This window comes from Mycobacterium sp. (assembly GCF_035499775.1).
Lineage (GTDB): Bacteria > Actinomycetota > Actinomycetes > Mycobacteriales > Mycobacteriaceae > Mycobacterium.
Window position 1 is genome coordinate 1 of record NZ_DATJYB010000042.1, and the last position, 24,892, is coordinate 24,892.

The following is a 24,892-nucleotide window of genomic DNA, read 5'->3' on the forward strand; positions in this document are numbered from 1 at the left end:
CTCCGGCAGGCCCGGGCTCTTCGCCGCGGCCGAGGTGCCCGACGAGGTCATGCTCGCCGGTGAACTGATTGTCGCCGCAAAGGCGCTCACCGGTGACTGGAACGGTCGCAGCCGCAGCATGGTGTTCATCGCCGCGGTGGCCGACGCCGACTGCGCCGGCCGGCCAAGACTTCGTAGTGCTCGCGGTACCGCGGCCATCGCCTGAGCCAACATGTCCGGTATGCCGGCGTCCGCGCCCGTCAACCCGGGCGGGTCGTCACCCACCGTCGGCGCCGCCAGCGGCGTCAGCTTGGTGGCGAGGGCCGAGGCGCCCGCGTAGCGATACATCGCGGAGACGTCCTGGGCCCACATCTCGCCGTAATCGGCCTCGAGGGCCGTAATGCCCGGCGTGTCCAGACTCATCGCATTTCCCGCGATCAGCGACGCCAGCCGCGCGCGGTTAGCTTCGATCACCAGCGGTGGGACGGTTGCGGCTAACGCGTTCTCGAATGCGCTCGCCGCGGCCCTGGCCTGGCCAGCGACCGCTTCGGCCTGCTCAGCGGTAGTCGTCAGCCAGCGCACGTAGGGGGTCACGGCGTCGACCATCGCGTCCGCCGCGTCACCGCGCCAGTCGTCGTCGGTCAGCGCCACGACGACCGCGTTGAAGGCGGCTGCGGTGCTGTACAAGTCGTCAGCCAGTTTGTCCCAGGCGGCCGCGGCCGCCAGCATCGAATCTGATCCGGAACCCGAATACATTCGCGCCGAATTGATCTCAGGCGGTAATGCCCCGAAATCCATTCGGCTTGCCTCCGAGTCAATCGCGTTGGCGCTCTTCATAACCGCTGACTATGCGGTTTCGGGCAGTTGCCGCGAGAGTCGATCGGAATCGTTATCGGACGTAGCGTCAACCGTCATCACGTGGCCTGATTGACACGGTGGGCATTTCGAGAGCAAACAACGCCGCCGAAGCGATGGCAAGCCAGAATCGCAGACAGTAACACGGCCGTAACCGTGCTACTGCAGCGAAACGGATCGCCAGCTACGGAAGGCGGTTTTGACGCACCGCCTCCTGCGCGAGTTGCACTCGGGAGGTGTAGCCGAGTTTGGTGTACATGTGCGTGAGGTGTGCCTGGACCGTGCGTGGGGAGACAAACAGTCGTTCGGCGATGTCCTTGTTCGACAGTCCTTCGCTCACCAGGCGGGCCACGTCGAGTTCCGTCGGGGTCAATGACGCCCAGCCGCTGGCGGGCCGCTTGCGTTCGCCCCGTCCGCGCAACGCATAGGTGATGGCATCATCGGCCGACAGCGCCGCGCCCCCGGCCCACGCCGCCTGAAAGTCGTCCTCCCCCAGTTCGTTACGGCAAACGTCGAGCGTTGTCGCGTAACTGTCTTGGTAAACGGGCAAACGGAATTCGCCGGTGCGGTTGCGGATCGCGTCCGCGGCGCCGAGGAGCCGGGCCGCGTCGCCGTGGTTACCAACGCCCACCGCCAGCCGCGCGAGAACTTCCAGGACCGCTGGGAGCGCAAGACGACCTTGATTGTCCGCGGCGATGGATAAGGCCTGGTAGGCGTCGCGCCGGGCCTGCTCGTTGTCGCCCCGGTCCGCCGCGATATTTGAACGAATGCTCAGCGCCCACATCTTGTGCCAGCCGGCCAGGGTGGTGACGGCCTCGTCCGCCAGTGCTTGCGCTCCGGTCAGGTCGCCGTCGAAGTGGGCACATAAGGTGACGGTGGTGATTGCCACCGAGCCGCGGTGTACGCCGGGAAGCTCCCAGACTTTCGCACCGAGTTCGCGAACAGCGGCGACATCGCCGGCGAGCATGGCAGCCAAAGCCATGATGGTGGTGGCCGCACGTTCGAGCATGATGTCAAGTTCTGCCCCCGCTGTGATCGCGGCGCGGCCGACACTTCGGGCTGCGGCGACATCACCCTTGTACACCAGGGCGCCGCCCTGGCTGATTAGACACAGCATCATGCCGGCGACGTCGCTGTCGGATTCGCAGTCGGTGATAACCCGGCGGTAGGTGTCGATGGCGCCGTCCAGATCGGCGCGAAACATCTGGGCCATGCCCACGGCCCAACGACACACATTCGCGTTACGCCAGTCGTCGAGGGCATCAGCCACATCGGCTCCCTCGCGGCCGAGGGCGCCGGCCGCAACCGGATCGCCGGCCATGGCAGCCAAATAGGACTGTCGGCCCAGGATCTGACTGAGCCGCCAGTCATCTCCCGTCATCCGGGCCAAATCCATTGCCTCGGCGAAATAGCCTGCGGCCAGCTCAAAGTCGAGGCCCGCGATGCAGCCACACGCTGTCAGGGCTCGGGCCAGCAACGCCGGATCGCCCAATCCGCGCGCGATTTCTACGGCACAGTGGGCCTGTTCCAGGGTGTCGGTTGCTGCGGTAAAGGAATCCAAGACTGCTTTGTCGGCCAACGCGCGGGCACGTATTGGTGGCTCGATCGCGTCAGGGTCGAAGCCGTCGCTACCGAGGATCGACTCGAACCACGCCAATCCCTCTCGCAGCCGTCCGCGGCCTTCCCACAACGGCTGCAGCGACGACGCCAGCTGTAATGCGGCCGCAGTGTCATCGTTGTCGCAGCAGTAGGCAAATGCGGCCCGCAGGTTGTCGATATCGGTTTCGACGCGGGCCGCGCTGCGTCGAAAGTCGTTGCGCGTGGGGGTATCCAGCTCGGCGGCCAGCGCGGTGTAATAGTCGCGGTGCCGGGCGCGCACGACCTTGGCCTCACCGGACTCGTCCAGCTTTTCCAGTCCGTACTCGCGGATCGTTTCCAGCGTCCGGTAATGCGCCCGGTCGGCGATGTTGTCGGCAAGGACCAGTGACTTGTCCACCAGCAAGGTCAGCTGGTCGAGCATGTGATAGCGCGGCACATCCGCACCCCCACACACGGTCACGGCGGCGTCGAGGTCGAAACCCCCGGCGAACACCGCCAGCCGGCGAAACAACGCGCTCTCGGCGTCGGTGAGCATCGAGTGCGACCAGTCCACCGAAGCTCGCAGGGTCTGTTGGCGCCGCACGGCGGTCTGCGCTCCGCCGGTGAGCAACTGGAAGCGGTCGTGCAGGCTGTCCCGGATGTCGGCTGCCGACAGTGCCCGCATCCGGGCGGCGGCCAGTTCGATGGCCAGCGGCATGCCGTCAAGGCGGCGGCAGATCTCGGTGACGGCCTCGACATTGCTTTCAGTGATGGTGAAGTCGGGCCGGACGTGGCGGGCACGGTCGGTGAACAACTCGACGGCCTCGTCGGCCAGCGCGAGTGAGGGCACCTGCCAGTTCACCTCGGCGGCGATGTGCAGCGCTTCGCGGCTGGTGGCCAGCAGTCGCACGGCCGGACAACGGCTTAGAAGCGCAACCGTCAGCGCCGCAGTCTCTTCCAGCAAGTGCTCGCAATTGTCGAGCACGATCAGCACCTGACGGTCGGCGATGCGCGCGGTGAGGGTGTCGACGATCGGGCGGCCCGGTTGATTGGGCAATCCCACCGCCTCAGCGACAGCCCCCTCGACGAGGTCGGGGTCGGTGATCGGGGTGAGATCGACGTAATGGATTTGCGCGCTGATGTCGTCGGCGAGCTGCGCCGCAAGCTGCACGGCCAGGCGCGTCTTGCCGACGCCGCCCGCACCGGTCAGCGTCACCATCCGGTGATCACCGAGAATCCTTCTGAGCTCGGCGATTTCGGCGGTGCGGCCCACAAAGCTGGTCAGAGGCACCGGAACTGTCCGTGCGACAACACCGTTCGGGTCTCGAAGCGGCGGGAATTCAACGCGGAGATCGGGATGGCACAACTGGATGATGCGTTCGGGGCGGACGAGGTCGCGCAGTTGATGGCTGCCCAAGTCGGTCAGCCACGCTCCCTGCGGCAGGTGATCGACGACAAGCTGTTCGGTAGCGGCCGTCAGCACGGTTTGGCCGCCGTGGGCCAGGTCGCGCACCCGGGCGGTCCGATTGATGGTGGGGCCGACGTAGTTCGTCTCGTCGCGCAGCTGAATCTCCCCGGTGTGCAAACCGATGCGCAGGCGAAGCGGCGCCAACGGGGCTAGCTGCAACGCCAGGGCGCATCCCGCCGCGTCGCTGGCCCGGGCGAACGCGATCACGAAGCTGTCGCCCTCGCCTTGTTCGACCGGGCGCACCCCGTTGTGGACATCCACCATTTGCGACAACGTCGCGTCCAGGCGTGCCACCGCTTCGGTCATCTCGGCGGGGGACCTTTGCCACAGGCCGGTGGAACCTTCGACGTCTGCCAGCAGCAGCGTCACGGTTCCGGTCGGCAGTTCGCTCACGCCCAGCTCGCTCCCGTTCACCGGCCGCGTATCCGCGCGGGGATCAGATTCACCCATGTTAGCCAGCATCCGACGCGCCGGGGTCGTACAGCATCAGCGCAAGTGCGTAGAAAACGGCGCAGCCGCGGCCGCCCAAAATTACGCAATCTGACCAATGATCTTCGGTCGACCCGCACCTCATAGTCGAGGGAACCACGAATGAGGAGATCACCAATGACCCAACAACAATTCTGCGAAACCGCTGTCGATGCCGTCCTTGCGGGGCACTGCGACCGGCGCTTCGCCGGCGTCGCCGCCGCCCTCGCCGACGAGATCACCACCGGGAGCGAGCTCGGCGCGGCCATCGCGATCGACATCGACGGCGAGCTGGTCGTCGATATGTGGGGCGGATACGTCGACCGAGCGAAGACCAGGCAGTGGAACCAGGACACCATCGTCAACGTCTTCTCCAGCACCAAGAACGTCACCTCCCTGGCGGCGCTGCTGCTCATCGACCGCGGTCAGCTGGATCCATACGCGCCTGTCGCGAAGTACTGGCCGGAGTTCGCCGCGAACGGCAAACACGACGTCGAAGTCTGCCACGTCCTCAGTCACACCTCCGGGGTCTCGGGCTGGGAGATGCCGTTCACCATCGACGAGGTTTACGACTGGGAGAAGTCCACCGCGCGGCTCGCAGAGCAGGCCCCGTGGTGGAAGCCCGGTACCGCGTCCGGGTACCACGCGTTGACCAGCGGGCACTTAATCGGAGAGATCGTCCGCCGCATCAGCGGCATCACGCTCAAAGAATTCGTCCGTAGCGAAATCGCGGAACCGTTAGGCGCAGACATTCAGATCGGCTCGCGACCCGAAGACGACAGCCGCATCGCCGAGCTGATCCCACCGCCGCCGCTGGACGTACCGTTGGACGCGGTGCCCGAGGATCATCCGATGCGAAAGACCTTCGCCGTGATGGCACCGAATCCCGAAGCTGCACTGATGGCCGAGACGACAGCCTGGCGGCGCGCCGACGTCGGGTCCGCCAATGGACACGGCAACGCGCGCTCGCTGGTACGGTCGCTGTCGGCAATCTCGTTGGGCGGCAAGGTCAACGGAGCGCGGTTCCTGCGCCCGGAAACAACCGACCTGATCTTCCAGGAGCAGGCGGACGGCATCGATCTGGTGCTGTGCATGCCGGCACGCTGGGGTATCGGCTACGCGTTGCCGAAACCGGAAGCGGTGCCCGACATTCCGCTCGGGCGGATCTGCTTCTGGGGTGGCTGGGGCGGCTCGATCGTGGTCATGGATCTCGACCGCCGGATGACGATCGCCTACGTGATGAACAAGATGGGGCAAGTCACCGCCGCGGGGTCGGACCGCACCCAGAAGTACGCCCGACTGATCTACCAGGCCGTTCGCTGAGCGACGGCGCCTTGCGGAACCGCCGTCGAGCAGGTACAGCCCGAGCACCGTGGTGATCCCCATGAGAATCAGTCCACCCCAGACCATTTCGTCGGCGCGCAGGCGGTGCGCCACACCCATCAGCGACCCGACCGCAAGATTGCCGACGAGGATGCCGACGCCGACGATGGTGCTGTAGAAGCCGTAGTGCGTCGCCACCAGCTTGTCATCTGACAACGCGACCACGGTGCGCATCTCGAAGGGAAACAGCGCCGCCGAGGCGACGGCGAGCAGGCTGGCCGACAGCAGCAAGGCCGTGACCGCAGTGGCGGTTCCGAACCGTCCGCCGTTCGGAATCACCGCGAGCGGCACGAACGATACCGCCAGGATCATCGCGCCGACCACCAGGCTGCGTCCGGCCTCCCAGCGCGCGGCGAACCAGCGGGTGATACGCAGCTGGCCGACGATGGCCACCAGGCCCGACACCGCGAACATCGTTGCCACCAAAAGGGATTGGTGGCGTGGCGCCAGCGCCGACGCCTGCATGGGCAGCGCCAGATAGATCTGGAAGGACAGCACATAAGCACCGGTCATGACGGCGGCGAAGCCCAGGAACCGTCGGTTGCGCACGACGGTGCGCCAATCGTGCAGGATCGAGGTCGGTTCGCTCTCCCGGTCAGCCGCGTGCCGGGGTAGTGCGAACAGTTGTGCAACCGTCAGCACCGCGAACACGGCCGCCGCCCCCAGCACCGTCATCCGGAAGTCCAGCGCCAACAACGCCAACCCCACCATCGGGCCGAGCAAGATGCCCGCCTGGTAGAAGATGTTGAACATCGCGAACGCGTCCACCTTGCGGTCCCCGGACTCGGCCGCCAGATAGGCCCGGACCGCGGGGTTGAACAGCGCGCCAGCGAAACCCGTTGCCGCCGAGGCGATCAGCACGCTCGGCAGCGACTGCGCGACTACCAGCAACGCGAACCCACCGGTCCGGATCAGACATCCGGCGACGATCAGCGGTTTGTAACCGAACCGGTCGGCCAGCGTGCCGCCCAGGAAGAACATGCCCTGCTGGGAGAAGTTGCGCACCCCCATCACCAGACCGACCGCCCAGGCGGCCAGCCCCAGTGGGCCGGACAGATAGTCGGCTAGATACGGCATCAGCATGTAGAAACCGAGGTTGATGTCGAACTGGTTGATCATCAGCACACAGGGTCAGCGGTCACCGGCCGCGGCGAAAAGCCGCCATGGCCTGGCGCTGACCAGTCAGCGACGAGACAGGCAGAACCGGGTCAAGATGTCTTGACCGGCACTCGCGGAAACGAACGTCGCGTGCGGGCCACGCCCGATCGACACGACGAGGTAGCTCAGCAATCCGGCGCTGGCGGCGGCCGTCAACTCCGTGACGGATGCGATCGGTGGGATGGCCGACTGCGGCAGCACAGCTGCCGCGAACTGCTCTGGGCACGGCGGAATCGAGTTGTCGGAAAGGTGCGCGTGGTTGACGTCGACCGCGAGCTCGGCGCCCGGCGATGTCGCCGATGCATGGTTCGGATTTGCCGCGTCAGGCTGAACCTCGAGGAGCCCGCATTGGCCACCGATGAGGACAAATGCCCAGGCTAGAGCGACCGCGACGATTGCGAATCGCGTCCACACCAAAGGCAGGCTGTGCACGTCGCCACTGTATACCCCATGGGGGTATATTGTAAAGCGGTTGTTCTCAGCGCTTGCGGTCCGCCTTTTACCCGAGCACGGTATAAAGCCTCCGGAGGTATCGACACCAGACGAGGAGTGCTTAATGCCAGTGCTGCCCACCAGCGGGGTGCCATTCGACAAAGCACGGCTCACCAGACGCGGCTTCATGGCCGCCGGCATCGCCGGTGGCTTCGCGCTGGCGGCCTGCGGCGGATCCAAACCCCAGGCATCGGACAGCGCAGCCAAGATGGCCGCCGCGATCGCCGCGACCGAAGCGACCCGACCGCACAGCGGGCGCACCGTTACCGCCACCGTGACCGCCCAGCAGACGGAGATCGACCTGGGCGGAGTAACCGCTCGCACATTCGCCTACGGCAACACCATTCCGGGGCCCACCATCCGGGCCAGAGTTGGAGACGGGCTGGCGGTCACGGTCGCAAACCGGCTCGACCATCCGACGTCGTTGCATTGGCACGGCATTGCGCTGCGCAACGACATGGACGGCGCTGAGCCGGCTACCCCGAACATCGCCGCCGGCCAAGACTTCACTTACCGCTTCTCGGTCCCGAACGTGGGGACCTACTGGGGCCATCCGCACACCGGTCTGGACGCCGACATGGGTCTGTATCTTCCGGTCATCATCGACGACCCGACCGAGGCGGGCAACTACGACGCTGAATGGATTGTCGTCCTCGACGATTGGACCGACGGCGTCGGAAAATCGCCGCAACAGCTCTACGACGAGTTGACGGACCCGAACAAGCGCAGCATGCCGAGTATGCCCCCGACGACCACGTCGAGCGGGACGACTTCGACGACAACGACCACCACGACGACCAAGCCGACCTCGACCACGACGCCGAGTTCGACGCCGAGCGGGACAAGCCGAACCTCTGGGACCTCTGGGACCTCCGGGACCTCTGGGACGAGCGGATCCTCCGGGACAAGTTCGACGACTTCGTCAGCGTCGGAGATGCCGGGCATGCCGGGGACGTCCGGGAACGGCGTCGGCAAAAGTGACCTGCTCGGCGGAGACGCCGGAGACATCGCTTACCCCTACTACCTGATCAATGGGCGAATTCCGGCGGCTCCCACGACCTTCAAGGCGCAACCGGGCCAACGGATCAGAATCCGCTTCATAAGCACGGCCTCCGACACCGCCTTTCGCGTCGCGCTGGGCGGGCATTCGATGACCGTCACCCACACCGACGGCTATCCGGTGGTGCCCACCAAGGTCGACGCGCTGCTGATCGGCATGGCCGAACGCTACGACGTCATCGTGACCGCCGGAGACGGCGTCTTCCCGCTGGTGGCGGCCGCGGAAGGGAAGAACGCGCTGGCGCGGGCGCTGCTGTCTACCGGGTCGGGCAGCCCGCCCGACGCGGGATTTATGCCGGCCGAACTCGGCAAGCGGGTGGGCGTCGTCGAAATGTTCACCGCCACAACGCCAGTCAACTTGGGTCGGGCCGAACCCAACCTCAACTTGTCGGTTGTCCTCGGCGGCACGATGGCGAAATACGACTGGACGATCAACGGCGAGCCCTACAGCAAGACCAATCCGTTGCACATTCGGCAGGGCCAGCGGCCCACCATCACTTTCGACAACACCACGATGATGTGGCACCCAATACATTTGCACGGCCACACCTTCCAGCTGATCAAGGCCGACGGCAGTCTCGGGGCCCGCAAGGACACCGTCATCGTGCTGCCGAAGCAGAAGGTCAGCGCCGTGCTGGTCGCCGACAATCCGGGCTTGTGGCAGTTGCACTGCCACAACACCTATCACCAGGACGCCGGCATGCAGACCCGCCTGGACTACCTCTTTTGAGAGTGGCGAGCAGACCGCAAAAGCACCCGCACGCTCGGCGGGTGCTTTTGCGTCTGCTCGCGCTACTGTCCCATGACGTACTGCACGGTGGGACCCGCTGTCCAGCCGCCGTCGACCGCGATCTCGGCCCCTGTCGTGTACGCGGCATCGTCCGACAGCAGATAGCCCACCGCGCCGGCGATCTCGTCGGGCAGGCCGACTCGCCGCATGGGAGTGTTCGGGTAGTTGCCCTCACCCACCTGGATTCCCACCCGCTCGGTCATCGGCGTGTAGGTCATCCCGGGATGCACCGAATTGACCCGAATGCGGTCGCCGGCCAGCTCTACCGCGGCGATCTTCGTCAGCCCGCGGACTCCCCACTTCGACGCTCCGTAGCCGGCGGTGAGCGCAAGACCGAAAAGCCCTGCGGAAGAAGAGATGTTGACGATCGAGCCGCCACCCGCCGCACGCATCGACGGAATCACCGCTTGGATGCCGCTGAACACCCCCACCAAGTTCACCTCGAGGACCGACCGGAAGTGCTCGACGGGCTCATTCTCGATGAACTGCCCCGTCGACACCCCGGCGTTGTTGACCAGCCCGTCCAGCCGCCCCAACTCAGCGGTGGCGTAGTCGACCGCCTGCGCCCACTGCTCGGGGTCGCTGACGTCCAAATGCACATAGCGCGCGGACTCGCCGAGTTCGTCGGCAAGCCGCTTGCCGTCGTCGTCGAGGAGGTCGGCGATCACCACCTTGCCGCCCCTGGCGACGATGTGGCGGCTGAACGCGGCGCCAAGTCCGCGCGCACCGCCCGTGACGATGACGACCTTGCCCGCCAATTGATTCGAACTCATCTAACAAACTCCTTGCGTCTGCTTGCCATCATTAGTCGGCGCTCATGTCGATTCCGACGAGCATGGCCGCGCTCATCTTCCGGGGGAGCTCGGTCAGGATCGCGGATGCCGCGATGCGACGCGGCAACGTGACATACCGCTTTTCGCGCTCGATCGCGTCGGCGATCGCGTTGGCCACGACTTCGGGTTCCAGGTCCTCGCGCGGCAGCATGTGCAACCGTTGGGAACGCTCGATCGCCCGTCGGGCCGGCCCGAATTTACGGATGCCGTCGATCATGTCGGTCTTGACCGCACCGATCTGCACCAGTGTCGTTCCGACCGGCTTGCCCCGCAGTTCGGCACGGATGCCGGCCGTGAAATGGCTCAGCCCGGCCTTCGACGTGGCATAGACGGTGACCCCGGGACTGACGCTCACCGCCCCCATCGACGACACGTTGACGATGTGTCCGCGGCCGCGCCCCATCATCCGGGGCATCAGCTGGCGGCAGAGTTCCATCGGCGCTAACAGGTTGACCTGCAGGAGATCCCGCATCTCCTGCGCGGAGACGTCCGGCAGCAGCCGCACGCAGTCCAATCCGGCATTGTTGATCAGCACATCGACCGGTCCGTCGGGCTCCACCCGCTCGACCAACGTGCCGACGGCCGCCGGGTCGGTGAGGTCGGTCGGGTATGCCTTGCCGCCGAGTTCCCTGGCCAGCAATTCGAGGGTCTCGCCGTTGCGGGCGACGAGCGCAACCTCGGCGCCACGCTGGGCAACCACTTCGGCGATGCTGCGGCCCAGCCCACGGCTGGCCCCGGTGATCAGTACACGAGCGTTGTTGAGCCTCATGGGAATTCCTTTACGACGGAACAGGGTTGGTCAGTGCTTCCCGAACTACCGCGCACACATCCGCATTGGCCTGTTCGGCGGTGGGGATATCGTCGGGCAGGTTGAAAAAGCCGTGGAACATGCCGGGGTAGCACCGAACGGTGGTGGCCACACCTGCGGCCTGCAGCCGTCGTGCATACTCCTCGTCCTCGTCACAGAGCGGATCGACGTCGCCGATGACGACGTGTGCCGGCGGCAAACCGGCCAGTTCGGCGAGTAGCGGTGACGCAAGCACATTGAGCCGGTCGCCGTGGGGCCCCAGATATTGCTCGGTGAACCAGCGCATGTGATCGATCGTCAGCACACCGGGCGCCGAACGCGTGTGTGACGCGGAAGGTTTACGGCGCTGGTCCACGACCGGGTAGATCAGCACCTGAAATGCGATCGGCGGGCCCCCGCGGTCGCGGGCGATCATGCACACGACCGTGGCCAGATTGCCGCCGGCGCTGTCTCCGGCCAACACGAGACGGCTTGGGTCTCCGCCGAGTTCGGTTGCATGGGCCGCCACCCACTGGGTCGCCGCCCACGCGTCGTCCAGCGCGGCGGGGAACCGATGTTCCGGAGCGAGACGGTAGTCGACCGAAACCACAATCGCGCCAACTCCATTCGCCAGCCGACGACAGCACGCGTCGTGCGAATCGAGATCGCACAACACGAAGCCACCGCCGTGCAGGTACACCATCAGCGGAGGCCCGGCAGCCGAGGAATCCGGTTCAAGTGGGTGGTAGATGCGCACCGGTATCTCGCCGGAGCCGTCCGACCCTGGAATGGTGCGGTTCTGCACCTGCGCGACCGGAATGTGTTTGCGCGGCTTGCGGCTGGCCCGCAAGCTTTCCCGCACCTCCTCCGCATCAGCGCTGCCGTCGCGCATCGACGCGAACGCCGCTGACATACGCCGCGCGACTTCGTCTTTAGCCGTCTCGACGGCACCATCTGCTTGTGTCATTTGACCGCCTCAGGCTCGAGCCTATTGCGTAGCAGCTTGCCGGTGGCGTTGCGGGGCAGTTCGGCGCGGAACTCCACCTCGCGGGGCACCTTGTACCGGGCAAGGTTGGCGCGCACATAGTCCTTGATCACTTCGGCATCGGCCGAAGCGCCTTGGGACAGCACGACATAGGCTTTGAGCCGTTGCCCGAAGTCCGGATCGGGCACCCCGAGTACCGCAACCTCGTCCACGTCGGGATGTCCACCGATCAGGTTTTCCACCTCCAGCGGGTAGACGTTCTCGCCGCCGCTGATGATCATGTCGTCGTCGCGACCGTCGACGTAGAGCCGTCCGGTGCCGTCGAAGTGGCCGACATCGCCGCTGCTGAGCAGACCGTCGATGACTTCCTTCGTCCGCCCGTCGGTGTAGCCGTTGAATGAGACGACGTTGCCCGCGAAGATGCGGCCGACCGTCCCCGCCGTCGTGACCGGGTTGCCCGCGTCGTCGTACAGCGCCACGCGGCATCCGACCGGCGGCCGGCCCGCCGTCGCCGGGTTGTGGACGAGATCCTCGGGCATCGCGACGGTCATCACCGCCAGTTCGGTCGAGCCGTACAGGTTGTAGAGCACCGGGCCGAACCGGTGCATCGCTCGCCTGACCAGATCCGGAGCCATCGCCGATCCGGACGCGAAAATGATTCGCAGCGAAGAGGTGTCGTACTTGTCCAGGACATCCTCCGGCAGTGCCAGGATCCGCTGCAGCATGGTCGGAACGACCACCAACACGTCGCACCGATGATCCTGCACGGCGCGCAACGCCGCTTCGGGATCGAACCTGCGGCGCAGCACCAGCCGATTGCCGAGCGCCAGCGACAGCACGGCCTGACCCAGCCCGGTGCCGTGGAACACCGGTGCGGCCACATAGCAGGTCTCGCCGCGGCGCCGCGGCACCCGGTCCAGAAGCTGCGCGGAGAACAGCGGTGACGCCTTCTCGCGCGGCGCGCCCTTCGGGGTGCCGGAGGTCCCGCTGGTCAGCAGGGTCAGACCGCCGGGTTTTGCCGGCGCCTGCACCGGCGCGTCGGACGTCGAGGCGATCAGCCGTTCCAGGGTCTCCGCAGCCGAGTCCGGGTTCGGCCACGGGTCGGACAAGAATCTGCGGACGGATCCGTCGACAGCGTCCAGTAAGCCGCTGAACTCGTGGTCGTACACCAACACCGAAATCCCTTCGCGGCGAACGACATCGGCGAATTGCGGCTTGGCGAACCCGGTGTTCATCAGCACCAGACGTGCCCCGGCCTTGCTCGCCGCGGCGATGACCGTGATCAGGTTGCGGTGGTCGCGGCACAACGCGGCAAGCACCGTGCCCGGGCTCACTCCGGCGCGGGACCAGGCCCGCGCCAGCGCGTTCACTCGCCCATTCAATTGCGCGAATGTCACATCGCCGGCCTCGTCGGTGATCGCCACCGCGGCGGGGTCGCGGTGGGCGGCGCTTTCGATAACTCCGGCGAACGGCCCGTACTTCTTGGCGGACACGAAGGATCGCATTCCGTCTCGCGGGCCGCCGGACAGACCGGATTCGCGCAACACACGGAGACTCTGCATCGTCACCGCCAGGTTGTCCAGCTTCCGGCGAGCCCGGCTCAGTCGTCGTCTATTCACGGTCGTTACGGTATGTGTGCGGGCAAAACAGCAGGGTGCAGCTTCCCGTTCATCGGGAATTCATGCCGCCGCGGCACGCCCCAGCCGGTTGTCTATAACCGAGCGAATTGGAGGTAACCGGATGCGCCGTCTCACCGGTGTCGACAACCTGTTCCTGAAACAGGAAAGCAGCACCCAGCCCCAACACACCATCAAAGCGGTGGTGCTCGACCCCTCCGCGGCGCACCAACCGATCACCTTCGAGGTGGTCCGCGCCGCGATCCCGGCCCTGGTGGAGCGGATCGAGCCGTTGCGCTGGCAGTTGCTGCAGCCGCGGCTGGGCCGGCCCTGGTGGATCGAGCGGCCCCGGATCGACCTCGACTACCACGTCAGGCGTGCCAGCGCGGCGGCGCCCGGCGGCGATCGGGAACTGTCGGCGCAGATCGGCAAGATCAACTTGGGTGCACTCGACCGGAGGCGTCCTGCCTGGCAGCTCTGGTACGTCGACGGGCTCGCCGGCGGCCGAATCGCGTTGGTGTTCAAGCTTCATCACAGCGTCGCCGACGGCATGGCGTCGCTGCGGCTGCTGGAAAGCATCTTCAGCTCCGACCCGTCCGCACCGTTGCCGACCGTCGGGCAGTCACTGGCCGACGAGCCCCGGCCGAACCCCGCAGAGTGGTACCGGACTGTCTTCAGCCATCAAGGTGCGGCGGCCGCGCGGTTCCCCGGCGTGCTGGCGCGTTCCGCGCGGACGATCAAGACGGTTCGCGCCCGTCGTAAGGCCGGCCGGCCCGGTTTCGCCGACGCATTCGCCGCGCCGTCGGCCCGGTTCAACGCACCGTTCACCGCGCGGCGCGAATTCGCCTATGTCACCTGCGACCTCAACATGATCAAGGAAATCAAGAGTGCCTTCGGGGTGACGGTCAACGACGTATATCTCGCGGCGTGCGGCGGCGCCGTCCGGTCATATCTCGACCGGCATGGCGAGCTGACCGCCGAGCCGCTGTCCGCCGTTGTCCCGGTGGCGATTCGGCCGCCCGGCGCGGAGGTGGACTGGGGTAACCAGGTGACCACCTGGTATGCCTCGCTGGCCACCGACCTGGCCGACCCTGTCAAGCGACTGCGGCAAATCTCGGCCAATACAAAGGCGGCCCGCGCGGTGCACGACGAGCGCGACCTGTGGCTGTTCGGCGACTGGATGGAGTATTGGCCGCTGTTCTGGTTCTACGGGCGTGCGCTACCGATCGTCGGGGCGGCGACAAAGAAGCGCCCCACCTACAGCCTGATCGCGTCGAATGTCCCGGGCCCTAAGGCGCGGCTGTACTTCGCCGGGGCGCCGATCGAGAAGTTGATCTCGGTGGGCCCGATCGTCTATCCCTACGGCCTGAACTTCACCGGCTGGAGCTATGGCGCCGACATGACCATCGGCATGCAGGCGTGCAGCGACCACGTGCCCGACATCTGGGAGATCGCCGAGGGGATTCCCCGGGTGCTCGACGAACTGGCCACCCGGGCTCGCGAGCAGACGCAGAATCGCACTTTGCAGAGCTGAATCGTGCGATTCTGCGTCTGCTCACGGATGGACGCTACCGCCGCGCCATGTCCCTTACCGCAAGATGGCTGAACACCATGCTGGTGCCGATCGGGGTGCCGCCGGCCGGGTACGCCGTTCCACTTGGCGCGGCCATCGTGTTGCCGGCCGCGTACAGGCCCGGGATGCGGTTGCCGGACATGTCCACGACGGCGCCCGCGGTGTCGGTGCGCAAGCCGCCCTTGGTGCCGAGGTCGGAAATGCCGAATGCCGCCGCATGAAACGGTCCCTGGTCGATCGCGACGAGCGGCGACTCACCGCCGGAGAACGCGCGATCGTACGCCTCGTCACCACGACCGAAATCCCCGTCGACACCGTTGTCGACGAACTCGTTGAACCGCGCCACCGTCGCCACCAAATTCGCTGGCGGCACACCGATTTTGCCGGCCAGCTCATCCAGTGTGTCGGCGGTGTGCCAGAGGCCGGCGGCCACGTACTTCTCCGGCTCGACCATCGACACGTTGGGGGCCTTGACCGGCGGCACCTGGCCTTCCTTGTCGTCGTAGATCATCCAGTACGGCAACGTGATTGACCCATCCGCCAGTTGCGCGACGACCACCCGACCGATGCGGTCGTAGGCGGCGGACTCGTTGACGAACCGCTCGCCGTCCTGGTTGACGAAGATCCCTCCGGTGAACCACAGCGCGAACGCGGAGCGGCCGTCGGGATGTGTCAAACCCGGCGACCACCAGGCCTGGTCCATCAGATCGATATCGGCGCCGATCGCGATGGCGGCCTGATGCGCCTGTCCGCGATTTCCCGACGGGCCCATCGTGTCTCGCGTCTGGCCCGGCACGCCGTATTTCCGGCGGAGTTCGGCGTTGCCCTCGAATCCGCCGGAGGCCAGCAGCACACCCCGACGAGTACGTATCGCCCGACGCTGCCCGTCGGTCTCGACGATCGCGCCGACGACCGCGTCGTCCTCGAGCACCAACTCGACCAGCGCGGTGTTCAACCGCAGCGCCGCCGTCGGATAACGCGTTGTCGCCGCCAGAAGCCGGGCGATCAACGCGCGGCCACCGACGAAATACTGGTCGGGCACCGGCGCCCCCAGCCGATCATGATCCAGTGGGCCACGTATCACGTCACGCAGTTCCGGGGCCTTCGAAACCCGCATCGGTCGCACGGCAATATGCCGCCGGCCATCCAACCGGGCCTTGGGTGCCTTGCCGAAATAGTCCGGCCAGGGCAGTATTTCGAACTTGATGAGGTCGTCGGCCTCGAGGTACTCGATCAGCGGGGCGCCGCCGCGGACGTAGGTCTCCTGCAGTTCGTAGGGCGTGCGGTCACCGACGACAGCGTGGTAGTACTCCAGCGCATCCTCGATCGTGTCGTCGACACCGGCGCGCGCCAACACCGCATTGCACGGGAACCACACCCCGCCGCCGCCGGAGTACGCGGTGGTGCCACCGAACTTGTCGGTCGCCTCAACCAGCAGCACATCGAGTCCCTCGCGGGCCGCGGTGTAGGCACCGGTGGCTCCGCCGGCACCGGAGCCGGCCACCAACACGTCACACTCTTCGTCCCACTGGATCATCCTGGTACTCCTACGCGTAGCGCTGTTGCCCGTGTCTACCGAATTCTGAATCAAGTGACCGCTTTTCGTCGGCGGTCATCCGGTGGTACTCAGGCGTCCCACCGCGCCCGGTCCACCGATACACCGGCTCGTCGGTGTGCCACCGCTGCTGCTGCAGCTCACGCTTCAGCACCTTGTTCGAGCCGGTGACCGGCAGGCTGGCCGAGATCCGCAGAAATCGCGGAAATCCCTTGTTGCCCAGGTCTTCCTGGTTGTCCAGGTAGGCGGCCAACTCGTCGGCGTCGAACTCCTCGGGGTCGGCGACCTCGATGGCCGCCATCACCTGGTCCCCGGAGCGCGGGTCGGGAACCGCGTAAACCCCGGTGGCGACCACCCGGGGGTGGCGGCGCAGGACATGCTCGATGGTCAGCGCGGAGATGTTTTCGCCGTCGACCCGGATCCAATCGCCGCGCCGTCCGGCGAAGTACATGAACCCTGCCGCGTCGAGGTAGCCGAGATCCCCGGTCCAATACCAGCCGTTGCGGATGCGTTCGGCGTCGGCGGCGTCGTTGCGCCAATACCCCTCGAAGTTGCGGGTGCCGTACTTGTCGACGATCTCGCCCACGGCCTCGTCGGGGTTGTGCACGCGCCCATGCTCGTCGAGATCCGCTGGTGCGCAGTCCCGCAATGTCGTCGGGTCGACCACCGCGACGCCGGCGTGCGCCGGCCGGCCGAGCGCGCCGGCAGGTGCGGCGGGATCGCGAGCCACCACCGCCCCGCCCTCGCTGGACCCGTATCCCTCGAACAGCTCCGCGCCGAAGCGGCGGCGGAACTCGCTCTGATCGTGCGGCGACGCCTCGGTGCCGAACCCGCGCACCAACGGGTTGTCCAGATCGTCAGGCCGCTCCGGCGTGGCCATCAGATAGGCCAGCGCCTTGCCCACGTACGTGAAGAACGTCGCCCCGAAATACCGCACGTCCGGCAGGAATCGCGATGCTGTGAACGACGGCGTCAGGCAGACGGTGGCGCCGTTCGCCAGCGCGGGCGCCCACAGCGCCATGATGGCGTTGCCGTGGAACAGCGGCATACAGCAGTACTCCACGTCCCCGCGGTGGTGACCGAACTTCTCGGTCGCCGCGTAGGCGATCCGGGCCAGCCGGCCCTGGCTGCACTTCACCGCCTTCGATGCGCCCGTCGTTCCCGAGGTGAACAGCAACAGGAACAACGAATCCTGGTCAACCCCAGCAGAAATCGCGGGTTCGACGCGATGTGCGTCGAGGCGCCGAGCGTAGCCGGGGTCGTCGACGATCAAGATTCGATCCTGCTCCAGTCCGAGGTCCAGGCGGCGTAGCCGGTCGGCGCCCGCGGCGTCGGTGACGAACATCTGGCAGTCCGCATGGCGGATCTCCGCGGCCAGGCCTTCAGCGCCCCGGGTGGGGTTGATGCCGACGATCGCCGCCCCGGCCAGCGCGGCGCCACCCAGCCAGAACACGAAATCGGGCACGTTCTCCAGCAGCACGCCGATATGGAACGGACCGGCGCGCCGCATCGACCGCGCCAGCTCCCCGCGTGCCGCCGACTCGCGAACCACCTGGTCCCAGGTCCAATCCCGGTCGCGGGTGCGCAGCCCAAGGTGCTCGTCGCCGAGACGATCGAACAGCATCGTCGCGATGTCGGCCCGCATGTCAGGCCGGGTATACGAGTTCGACATACTTCTGGGGCAGATCCTCTCGGGACAGTTTGGTCACGCTGACCACACCCGGATTGTAAGAGTCCTCACCTTCGATCAACCCATTCTCGTCGACCGGCCACAGCAGCAACTGCCGAAACACGATCAGGTAGTCGGCATCGACATCGTCGACCGGAATGCCCAAGCGCGCCGCCTCGACGCCCGGATAGATCTGCTTGAGCAGCCCCTCGGTCACCACACAATGGTCGTCGACGACGAGCCGCTGTAGCTCGTACTCGAGCACATTCGTCCGGGTGGCCACGAAGTCGGTGTAATACGTCCGCACACCTTCGGTGGTCTTCGGCCCGCTATCCCCGTCGGGGCCCCAGAAGTGGTAATCGGGGCTCGGGCACAACGTTGCCATCAGTCGCTGCAGATCCGGTGCGGCTTCAGCCTTCATGTGCTCGATCACGGCGTTGAGCACGACGCGCTGACGTTCGCTGGTGGTGTCGGCCAGCCGTTTCTCCAGCGGCGCCCAGGTCCGGGTGGGATCGATTACGGCCACGGGCCACCCCTTCTGTTGTGATTCATCGGTCGGCCGTCGCGACCACGAGCCGATCGAGTTCTTCGGCGACATGGGACACGAGTTCCCATGCATCATCGACTAATTCGGGGTCGACCTGAACACCGACGTCGACGTGAGGGCCGTAGCTGAACACCGTCACGTTCATCCCCATTCCGACCGCCAGCGGGCCGACCGGGACGATGTGCTCGATCGGCGCGCCGGCCAGGAACAGTTGTGACGGCGGACCGGGCACGTTAGAGACGATCAAGTTCGTGTTCAACGGCAATCGCTGCTCGAGGTTAGCCGCCTGATAGGCGCGCAGCAGGGCGCCGAACAGCATCGGCGGCGCAATGTCAGTCAGTCCGACGGATTGCTTCTTCGTCAAATCTTCGGCCAGGTTCTTTGCGCTGTTCATGCCTTGGTGAATCGCCGCCAACCGGGCAACCGGATCCTCGATATCGGTGGCCAGGGAGCCGACCATCGGATGCACAAGGTTGCCGAGCTCGACATCTTCGGGCGCGCGGGTCGACATCGGGACGGTGGCCAGCAGCGGGCGCTGCGGGAGTGCGTCACGTTTGACCAGATAGTCCCTGATCGCCCCGGCAACGACGGTGAGGATCACGTCGTTTACTTTGACGCCGAAGTGATTCTTGACATGCTTGATGTCGTCCAATGCCAAAGAACAATAGGCGAATTCGCGGCGCGGCCCGATCGCGCCGTTGAAGGAGGCACGAGGGGCGCTCATTGGCCGTGGGGGCGGTTCCGGCCGACGCAGATGGCGGATCGTCGTGACCGCGCCGCCCACCGTTTGCTGCAGGTACCGAGCCAGTTTGGGCGGCAACACCGCCGCGGACAGGGCTCCGCGGGCCAGCAGCTCGACGCTCGATCGACGCGGCGCCGCTTGGCCCGCAGCGTCATTCGCCGACGCCGGCACCGCTTCGGCTGTCACGTCGCACAACACGGAGGCCAGGCCGGCTCCCGAAACCCCGTCGACCATCGCGTGGTGCGTCTTGGCAATGAACGCGGCCCGGCCGCCTTCGAGGCCTTCCAGATACCAGCCTTCCCAGAGCGGCAGTCGCCGATCCAGCGGCCGGGCGAGTATCACCCCGATCACCTCGGCGAGTTCCGCGGGACCGCCCGGAGACGGAAGCGCCGCCCGATGCAGGTGGGCATCCAGCCTGAAGTCGGGATCGTCGACCCAGACCGGCCGGTCCAATCGAAACGGGACCTCCTGGATGCGGCGCCGAAACTGCGGAAGATACGGCAGCCGGCTCTGCACATGGTTGCGCACGGTGTCAAAGCCAAAGCCGGGCACCGAGCTGGGATCTAGGATCATCAGCCCCAGCGTGTGCTGGGGCCACGCGGTGGCGCCCTCCATCGACAGGAACATCGCATCCATACCGGATAGTCGCTTCACCACTGGGACTCCATTCATTCGCGTTGGTGCGAACGTACTTACAGCGGTGCGCGGATTGCCGGCCCCTTCCCGATGGGTGAGACAGTCCTTTGCCGGCGCCCGCGTACCGCTCTACCGTCGCCACGTATGACTCTCGATGACGCAGCGCTGGCGTTTGTGCGCGCCAGTCAACCAAAAGCGCTGCCGCACTTGGCCCAGCGCACGGGCGCCGAAGTCGCGTCCGCCGCGGCGGTACTCGACGACCACGGATGGTCGGCGGATCCCGCGACATACCACCGCCTGCCGCAGTGTCTGAGTGCCGATGACGTGACGACCATTGCCTGCCGGGCCTGGCCACGCCGGCACGAATTGGCGGTATTTCCTTCAGGGTTCTACCCGCGCAGCATCGAACCCGCCGCTGACCGTTGGCGCCGCGGTACACCCAACAACGCCGTCCAGGTGCGGCTGCTTCGGCATCGCACGCCCGCCCGGCCATGGGTGGTGTGCTTACACGGGTTCGGCATGGGCGCGTCGCGCTTCGACCTGATCTTGTTATGGGCAAACCATTTTCACCAGAAACTTGGCTTCAATGTGGCGGTGCCGGTGCTGCCTTTTCACGGTCCGCGCAGATCGCCGGGAGACGGGCGGTTGCTGTCGTTGGACCTGGCGATGACGTTGCACGCGATCACTCAGTCGATTTGGGATATCCGCCGGCTGATTCATTGGATTCGACTGGTCGGCGGAGAGGCGGTCGGCGTGTACGGGCTGTCCCTGGGTGGCTACCTTGCCGCGCTGCTGGCAGGAATCGAACCGGTCGACGCCGTCGTCGCGGGCATACCGTTCACCGACGTGCTCACGCTGATGACACATCATCGCGCGCCGGTGGAGTATCGGGACATACTGGGCGGCGACGCCGCCAGAGACACGTTCAGAGTCGTTTCCCCGCTTACTCTTTCGCCGAAGGTGCCACCGAATCGGTTGGCCTTGTTCGCCGGGCGGACGGACCGGCTGGTACCCGCCGAACATGCTGCCGCACTCGCGCAGGCGTGGCAGGGTTCACCGGTTCACCGCTATCCGGCGGGCCATACCGGTTACCTGCGGTCGCGGCAGACAAAGGCGTTCGTGACCCACTTCCTGCGAAGCGCCCTGGCGTAACCGACTTACCGACCCAAGAAGTCCAGCAGCAATTCGTTGACCGTAGGCGACTGCTCGATCTGCGGGCAATGTCCGGCGCTGTCGACCACCACCGAACGTGCATCCTCGATCTGCTTGGCGATCTGCGCGGCCCAGCCGGTGGGAAGTAGCTTGTCGTTGCCTCCTTCGACGACAAGCGTCGGCACGCCGATGCGCTCATAGGGCCGCGCGGTTGTCGGGGTGGGCGGCGCGGCCGCATCAGGACGGCGAAAACGGGCCGCGGCCACGGCTTCCCACGCTCCGGGTGCGGTGCTCGATTCATAGCGACGCCGCACGTACTCCTCGTCGGCCGGATAGCGGGCGTCATAGAACAGCGCCTCGACGATGCGCCGCATGGCGGGCAGGGTGGCGTCGTACTGTTGGAGCGCCTGAAAGTGCTCATTCTGCTGAATTTCTCCGCCGCCGCAGATGATCACCAGGCTGCGAACCGGCAGCAGCGGTGCATCCGAGGTGGCGTCGGCGAGTAGGTTGATGGCGCCCATCGAGTTGCCGACGAAGTGTGCCGAGTCGATGCCGAGCAGCTCACAGAAGCGGGCCACATGCCGAATCCGCATTCCGCGGCCGTCGACGAAGTCGATGACCTTGGCCGACTGTCCGAACCCCAACTGGTCGGGCGCCAGCACTCGGTAATGCTCGGCAAGTGCGGCGATATTGCGTTCCCAGCCGAGTTCGGCGCTGGCGCCGAATTCGCCGCCGTGCAGCAGCACCACCGGGTCGCCGTCGCCGGCCTCCAGATAGCCGGTGACCAGCCCGTCGACCAGCATGGTCTGGCGCCGGATCTCCATCACTTGATCGCGATCGGATTCACCGGGGAGCCCACGCCGCCGACAACTCGCAACGGCGGCGCGACGAGCTGGAACTCGTATACGCCGTCCGCGGCGCAGTCATCTGCCAGCGCGGCGAGGTCCCAGTACTCGCCGAACATCATTCCCATGTCGCGCAGGCAGAGCAGATGCAGCGGGAAGGTTAGCCCCTCGACTCCCGATACCAGGTCTTCGACCTGGAGGTTGTCGGCCGCGACGGCGGCGATCTCGCGGCCGTGTAGCCACCGGGCGCATCGCCAGTCCAGCCCGGAGTAGCCTTCGGTCTTGTTGCCGGTCATCAGAAACCTTGTCCACCAGCCGGTCCGGATCAGCACGATGTCGCCCCGCCCTACGGTCACCTTCTGGGCGCGAACGACGTCGTCGAGTTCTTCCGGTGTGATCGGGTTGCCGGCTTCGAGGAAGACGTCCGCGCCGCGATGGCGAACCAGGTCCAGCAACACGCCGCGTGACGTGATGCCCTTGCCGTCCACCTTGTCGATGCCGCAGCGGTAGGCCCCCAGACTCGTCACCGAATCCGACGGGAAGCCGTTGTAGAGCTGATCCTCGTAGTAGACGTGCGACAGCGCATCCCACTGGCTGGCCGCCTGCAACGGCATGATGATGATGTCGTCGTTGAAACGGAACGGATTGTCGGCGGGCATGTAGCGGCTCAGCTGGTGCGCCAACGGGTTACGCTCCCAGCCGGGCCCGTACTTGGCGAGTGTTTGCGCGTCGCCGCCGTCCACCGTCATGATGTGGACCGGGTTGTGCCGAAACTCGAAGGCGCCCTGCGGTCCTGACGCGCCGAAGTCCACGCCGAGCGAAAACACCTTGCCGTGCCGGACCAGGCTCGCCCCCTGCGCGACCTTCTCCGCGGTGATGAAGTTCAGCGTGCCAAGCTCGTCGTCAGCTCCCCAGCGTCCCCAGTTGGAGACATCGCGGGCGGCTTGGCGAAACTCAGACATGGTGGCCACGGCGCCTATCCTTCCTCGAGTTCACGGGCGATCGCAGCGGCGACGTTTCCGCCGTCGACCCACACCACCTGGCCCGAAATATAGCTGGCGGCACGGCTATTCAGAAATATCAGCACCGATGCCTGTTCAGCGGCGTCGGAGACGCGACCCAACGGCTTGGGGATCTCATCGAGGAACCCCTGCCCGTAGGCGGTCCTCAGCTGATCCAGTATCGGGGTCTCGGTCACCCCGGGCCCGGTGCAGTTGATCCGAATACCCCGCGCGCCCAATGGAGTCGCACTCCGCACGGTGTACAGGATGATCGCTTCCTTGGACAATTGATAGCCATTGCCCAGCTCATCGGGGTGACTGAAGCACCAGTCGATACCTGCCTGCATCGTGTCGGTATTCAACAGGGGCGCCACCGCCCGTTGATGTTCCCGGTAGCCGGCCGCCGCGAGCGAGGACACGCTCACGATGGATGAACCCGCGGGCATCCGTGGGATCAGTGCCTCGGTGAAACGCCGCAGACCCAGGAAATTGATCGTGACGACCAGCGGCGGATCCCCGATGCCGGAGGACACACCGGCGACATTGAACAGCGTGTCGACCTGCCCATCGATGCCGGTCACCGCACGGTCGATCGACGAGGGGTCGGCGAGGTCGACTTCACGAAAGTCGCTGATTTCGAACGCCGGCCGCCGTTTGTCCAGTCCGATGACGTCAGCGCCGAGTTCGGTGAGCTGACGCACCACATGTTCGCCGATGCCCGACGCGCAACCGGTCACCACCGCGCGGCGGCCGTCGTAGCGCCACAGCTCGTCGATTCGTTGCAAGGCTCAATCAGCTTCTGTGCATCACTTCTTCTGCTGCTGTTCCTTCAGCCGCTGCGCCGCCTGGACGCGACCCTCGTTGATCTCCGCCATGGCCTCGGGAATCTCGCTGGCGGTGAATTTACCGCCGCGGCCCGTGGGTAGGCCGCCGAATGAGTAGTTTTCGTCGAATTGCGGGGCGGTGGATTCCGCCCGCCGCGCCTCGACCTTCTCGATGACCGGCGCCAGTCGCGTGGCCTTGTCGGCCACCGCCTTAGCGTCGCGCTCGATGAACTCGGGCAGCACCTCTTTGCCCATCAGCTCGATGGACTCCATGGTGCCCTCGTGGCTGCGCGGGTTGAGCAGCAGGATGATTTCGTCGACGCCGCTCTCCTCGTAGCCGCGCAGGAACTCACGCACCGTGGCGGGAGAGCCGATCGCGCCGCGGCCGGGACCGTACGCCAGCGTCGGGTCCTTCGCTACCTCTTCGAGATAGCGCTTCCACACCCCGGTCCGCCCCGGCGTGTGCACGCCGGTCATGTAGTAGTGCATGATCCCGAACGAGAAGAATCCCCCGCCCTGCCCGAGGCGTTCGAGTGCCTGCTCGTCGGTCTTGGCGACCATCATCGACAGGTCGCCACCGATAGCGAGGATGTTCGGGTTGATCGCCGGTGTGACGGGGGCGCCGTTCTCCTCGAACTCCTTGTAGTAGCCGTTCACCCGTTCGGCGAGCGGTCCGGGGCCGGTGTAGGCGAAACTCAAAGCACCGATAGCCTTTTGGGCTGCCATCTGCACGCTGGCCGGGCGCGTGCAGGCGACCCAGACGGGCGGGTGCGGCTTTTGCATCGGCTTGGGAATCACATTGCGGGCCGGCATCTCGATGTGCTCGCCCTTGAATCCGGTGAAGGGTTCTTCGATCATGCAGCGGATCGCGACCTCGAGGGCCTCTTCCCACTGTGC

The 24,892-nt window shown here is 66.0% G+C and carries 19 protein-coding genes and 1 pseudogene; 4 read left to right on the forward strand and 16 right to left on the reverse strand.

All coding sequences use genetic code 11. The features are described 5' to 3' along the window. Positions 1-777: PPE family protein (locus VML93_RS02530; RefSeq protein WP_325607352.1), on the reverse strand; the 777-nt coding region annotated here is incomplete at its 3' end. A gap of 241 nt (positions 778-1,018) precedes the next feature. Next, complete coding sequence (locus VML93_RS02535; RefSeq protein ID WP_414686265.1) at positions 1,019-4,342, reverse strand: helix-turn-helix transcriptional regulator; 3,324 nt, start codon at positions 4,340-4,342, stop codon at positions 1,019-1,021. A gap of 144 nt (positions 4,343-4,486) precedes the next feature. Between VML93_RS02535 and VML93_RS02540 the strand changes: the two genes are divergently transcribed. Beyond that, positions 4,487-5,671 carry a serine hydrolase domain-containing protein gene (locus VML93_RS02540; protein WP_325607354.1) on the forward strand — a complete coding sequence of 395 codons (1,185 nt, stop codon included), beginning with the start codon at positions 4,487-4,489 and terminating at the stop codon, positions 5,669-5,671. Positions 5,672-5,695: 24 nt separating this feature from the next. Here the strand turns inward: VML93_RS02540 and VML93_RS02545 are convergent. Continuing rightward, a pseudogene (locus VML93_RS02545) lies at positions 5,696-6,850 on the reverse strand (MDR family MFS transporter); the annotation flags it as partial. Between the two features lie 63 nt (positions 6,851-6,913). Beyond that, the gene (locus VML93_RS02550; RefSeq protein ID WP_325607356.1) at positions 6,914-7,321 is read right to left on the reverse strand and encodes a hypothetical protein; all 408 of its coding nucleotides are present in this window, start codon (positions 7,319-7,321) and stop codon (positions 6,914-6,916) included. A gap of 124 nt (positions 7,322-7,445) precedes the next feature. Between VML93_RS02550 and VML93_RS02555 the strand changes: the two genes are divergently transcribed. Next, the gene (locus VML93_RS02555) at positions 7,446-9,170 is read left to right on the forward strand and encodes a multicopper oxidase family protein (protein WP_325607358.1); all 1,725 of its coding nucleotides are present in this window, start codon (positions 7,446-7,448) and stop codon (positions 9,168-9,170) included. A gap of 62 nt (positions 9,171-9,232) precedes the next feature. Here the strand turns inward: VML93_RS02555 and VML93_RS02560 are convergent, their stop codons facing one another. From VML93_RS02560 to VML93_RS02575, 4 genes are read right to left on the reverse strand one after another with little or no spacing between them, the layout of a single operon-like run. Then, the gene (locus tag VML93_RS02560) at positions 9,233-10,003 is read right to left on the reverse strand and encodes a glucose 1-dehydrogenase (RefSeq protein ID WP_325607360.1); all 771 of its coding nucleotides are present in this window, start codon (positions 10,001-10,003) and stop codon (positions 9,233-9,235) included. A 31-nt stretch (positions 10,004-10,034) separates the two neighbouring features. Further along, the gene (locus tag VML93_RS02565; RefSeq protein ID WP_325607361.1) at positions 10,035-10,832 is read right to left on the reverse strand and encodes an SDR family oxidoreductase; all 798 of its coding nucleotides are present in this window, start codon (positions 10,830-10,832) and stop codon (positions 10,035-10,037) included. Positions 10,833-10,842: 10 nt separating this feature from the next. Continuing rightward, the gene (locus VML93_RS02570; RefSeq protein WP_325607363.1) at positions 10,843-11,817 is read right to left on the reverse strand and encodes an alpha/beta hydrolase fold domain-containing protein; all 975 of its coding nucleotides are present in this window, start codon (positions 11,815-11,817) and stop codon (positions 10,843-10,845) included. After that, entirely contained in the window at positions 11,814-13,397 is a 1,584-nt protein-coding gene (locus VML93_RS02575) for an acyl-CoA synthetase (protein ID WP_325607387.1), read from the reverse strand. Before VML93_RS02575 ends, VML93_RS02570 begins: the two co-directional genes overlap by 4 nt. A 178-nt stretch (positions 13,398-13,575) precedes the next feature. On the opposite strand from VML93_RS02575, the gene VML93_RS02580 reads away from it, so the two are divergent. Beyond that, positions 13,576-14,985, forward strand: a complete 1,410-nt coding sequence (locus VML93_RS02580; RefSeq protein ID WP_325607365.1) for a wax ester/triacylglycerol synthase family O-acyltransferase — start codon at positions 13,576-13,578, stop codon at positions 14,983-14,985. Between the two features lie 34 nt (positions 14,986-15,019). On the opposite strand, the gene VML93_RS02585 is transcribed toward VML93_RS02580, so the two are convergent. From VML93_RS02585 to VML93_RS02600, 4 genes are read right to left on the reverse strand one after another with little or no spacing between them, the layout of a single operon-like run. Continuing rightward, positions 15,020-16,561 carry an FAD-binding protein gene (locus VML93_RS02585; RefSeq protein WP_325607367.1) on the reverse strand — a complete coding sequence of 514 codons (1,542 nt, stop codon included), beginning with the start codon at positions 16,559-16,561 and terminating at the stop codon, positions 15,020-15,022. 10 nt (positions 16,562-16,571) lie between these two features. Further along, positions 16,572-18,224 carry an AMP-binding protein gene (locus VML93_RS02590; RefSeq protein ID WP_325607369.1) on the reverse strand — a complete coding sequence of 551 codons (1,653 nt, stop codon included), beginning with the start codon at positions 18,222-18,224 and terminating at the stop codon, positions 16,572-16,574. A 1-nt stretch (position 18,225) separates the two neighbouring features. Next, the gene (locus tag VML93_RS02595; protein WP_325607371.1) at positions 18,226-18,774 is read right to left on the reverse strand and encodes a nuclear transport factor 2 family protein; all 549 of its coding nucleotides are present in this window, start codon (positions 18,772-18,774) and stop codon (positions 18,226-18,228) included. A gap of 22 nt (positions 18,775-18,796) precedes the next feature. Next, complete coding sequence (locus VML93_RS02600) at positions 18,797-20,191, reverse strand: wax ester/triacylglycerol synthase family O-acyltransferase (RefSeq protein ID WP_325607373.1); 1,395 nt, start codon at positions 20,189-20,191, stop codon at positions 18,797-18,799. Between the two features lie 126 nt (positions 20,192-20,317). On the opposite strand from VML93_RS02600, the gene VML93_RS02605 reads away from it, so the two are divergent. Next, positions 20,318-21,325, forward strand: a complete 1,008-nt coding sequence (locus VML93_RS02605) for an alpha/beta hydrolase family protein (RefSeq protein WP_325607375.1) — start codon at positions 20,318-20,320, stop codon at positions 21,323-21,325. 5 nt (positions 21,326-21,330) lie between these two features. Here VML93_RS02605 and VML93_RS02610 read toward each other — a convergent pair whose 3' ends face one another. From VML93_RS02610 to VML93_RS02625, 4 genes are all read right to left on the reverse strand, one after another. Then, positions 21,331-22,149, reverse strand: coding sequence for an alpha/beta hydrolase (locus VML93_RS02610; RefSeq protein ID WP_325607377.1), 819 nt, complete (start codon positions 22,147-22,149; stop codon positions 21,331-21,333). Further along, positions 22,149-23,132, reverse strand: coding sequence for a cyclase family protein (locus tag VML93_RS02615; protein ID WP_414686266.1), 984 nt, complete (start codon positions 23,130-23,132; stop codon positions 22,149-22,151). Before VML93_RS02615 ends, VML93_RS02610 begins: the two co-directional genes overlap by 1 nt. 14 nt (positions 23,133-23,146) lie before the next feature. Continuing rightward, complete coding sequence (locus VML93_RS02620) at positions 23,147-23,956, reverse strand: coniferyl-alcohol dehydrogenase (protein WP_325607381.1); 810 nt, start codon at positions 23,954-23,956, stop codon at positions 23,147-23,149. 21 nt (positions 23,957-23,977) lie between these two features. Beyond that, the coding region (locus VML93_RS02625) for an LLM class flavin-dependent oxidoreductase (protein WP_325607383.1) at positions 23,978-24,892 on the reverse strand (915 nt) is incomplete at its 5' end.

What these genes read in the sequence shown, in the direction of transcription:
- VML93_RS02615 (WP_414686266.1), bottom strand. Translation starts at nt 23,132, where the DNA reads ATGTCTGAGTTTCGCCAAGCCGCCCGCGATGTCTCCAACTGGGGACGC.
- VML93_RS02590 (WP_325607369.1), bottom strand. Translation starts at nt 18,224, where the DNA reads ATGCGGGCCGACATCGCGACGATGCTGTTCGATCGTCTCGGCGACGAG.
- VML93_RS02565 (WP_325607361.1), bottom strand. Translation starts at nt 10,832, where the DNA reads ATGAGGCTCAACAACGCTCGTGTACTGATCACCGGGGCCAGCCGTGGG.
- VML93_RS02560 (WP_325607360.1), bottom strand. Translation starts at nt 10,003, where the DNA reads ATGAGTTCGAATCAATTGGCGGGCAAGGTCGTCATCGTCACGGGCGGT.
- VML93_RS02580 (WP_325607365.1), top strand. Translation starts at nt 13,576, where the DNA reads ATGCGCCGTCTCACCGGTGTCGACAACCTGTTCCTGAAACAGGAAAGC.
- VML93_RS02570 (WP_325607363.1), bottom strand. Translation starts at nt 11,817, where the DNA reads ATGACACAAGCAGATGGTGCCGTCGAGACGGCTAAAGACGAAGTCGCG.
- VML93_RS02535 (WP_414686265.1), bottom strand. Translation starts at nt 4,342, where the DNA reads ATGCTGGCTAACATGGGTGAATCTGATCCCCGCGCGGATACGCGGCCG.
- VML93_RS02610 (WP_325607377.1), bottom strand. Translation starts at nt 22,149, where the DNA reads ATGGAGATCCGGCGCCAGACCATGCTGGTCGACGGGCTGGTCACCGGC.
- VML93_RS02585 (WP_325607367.1), bottom strand. Translation starts at nt 16,561, where the DNA reads ATGATCCAGTGGGACGAAGAGTGTGACGTGTTGGTGGCCGGCTCCGGT.
- VML93_RS02540 (WP_325607354.1), top strand. Translation starts at nt 4,487, where the DNA reads ATGACCCAACAACAATTCTGCGAAACCGCTGTCGATGCCGTCCTTGCG.
- VML93_RS02605 (WP_325607375.1), top strand. Translation starts at nt 20,318, where the DNA reads ATGACTCTCGATGACGCAGCGCTGGCGTTTGTGCGCGCCAGTCAACCA.
- VML93_RS02575 (WP_325607387.1), bottom strand. Translation starts at nt 13,397, where the DNA reads ATGCAGAGTCTCCGTGTGTTGCGCGAATCCGGTCTGTCCGGCGGCCCG.
- VML93_RS02555 (WP_325607358.1), top strand. Translation starts at nt 7,446, where the DNA reads ATGCCAGTGCTGCCCACCAGCGGGGTGCCATTCGACAAAGCACGGCTC.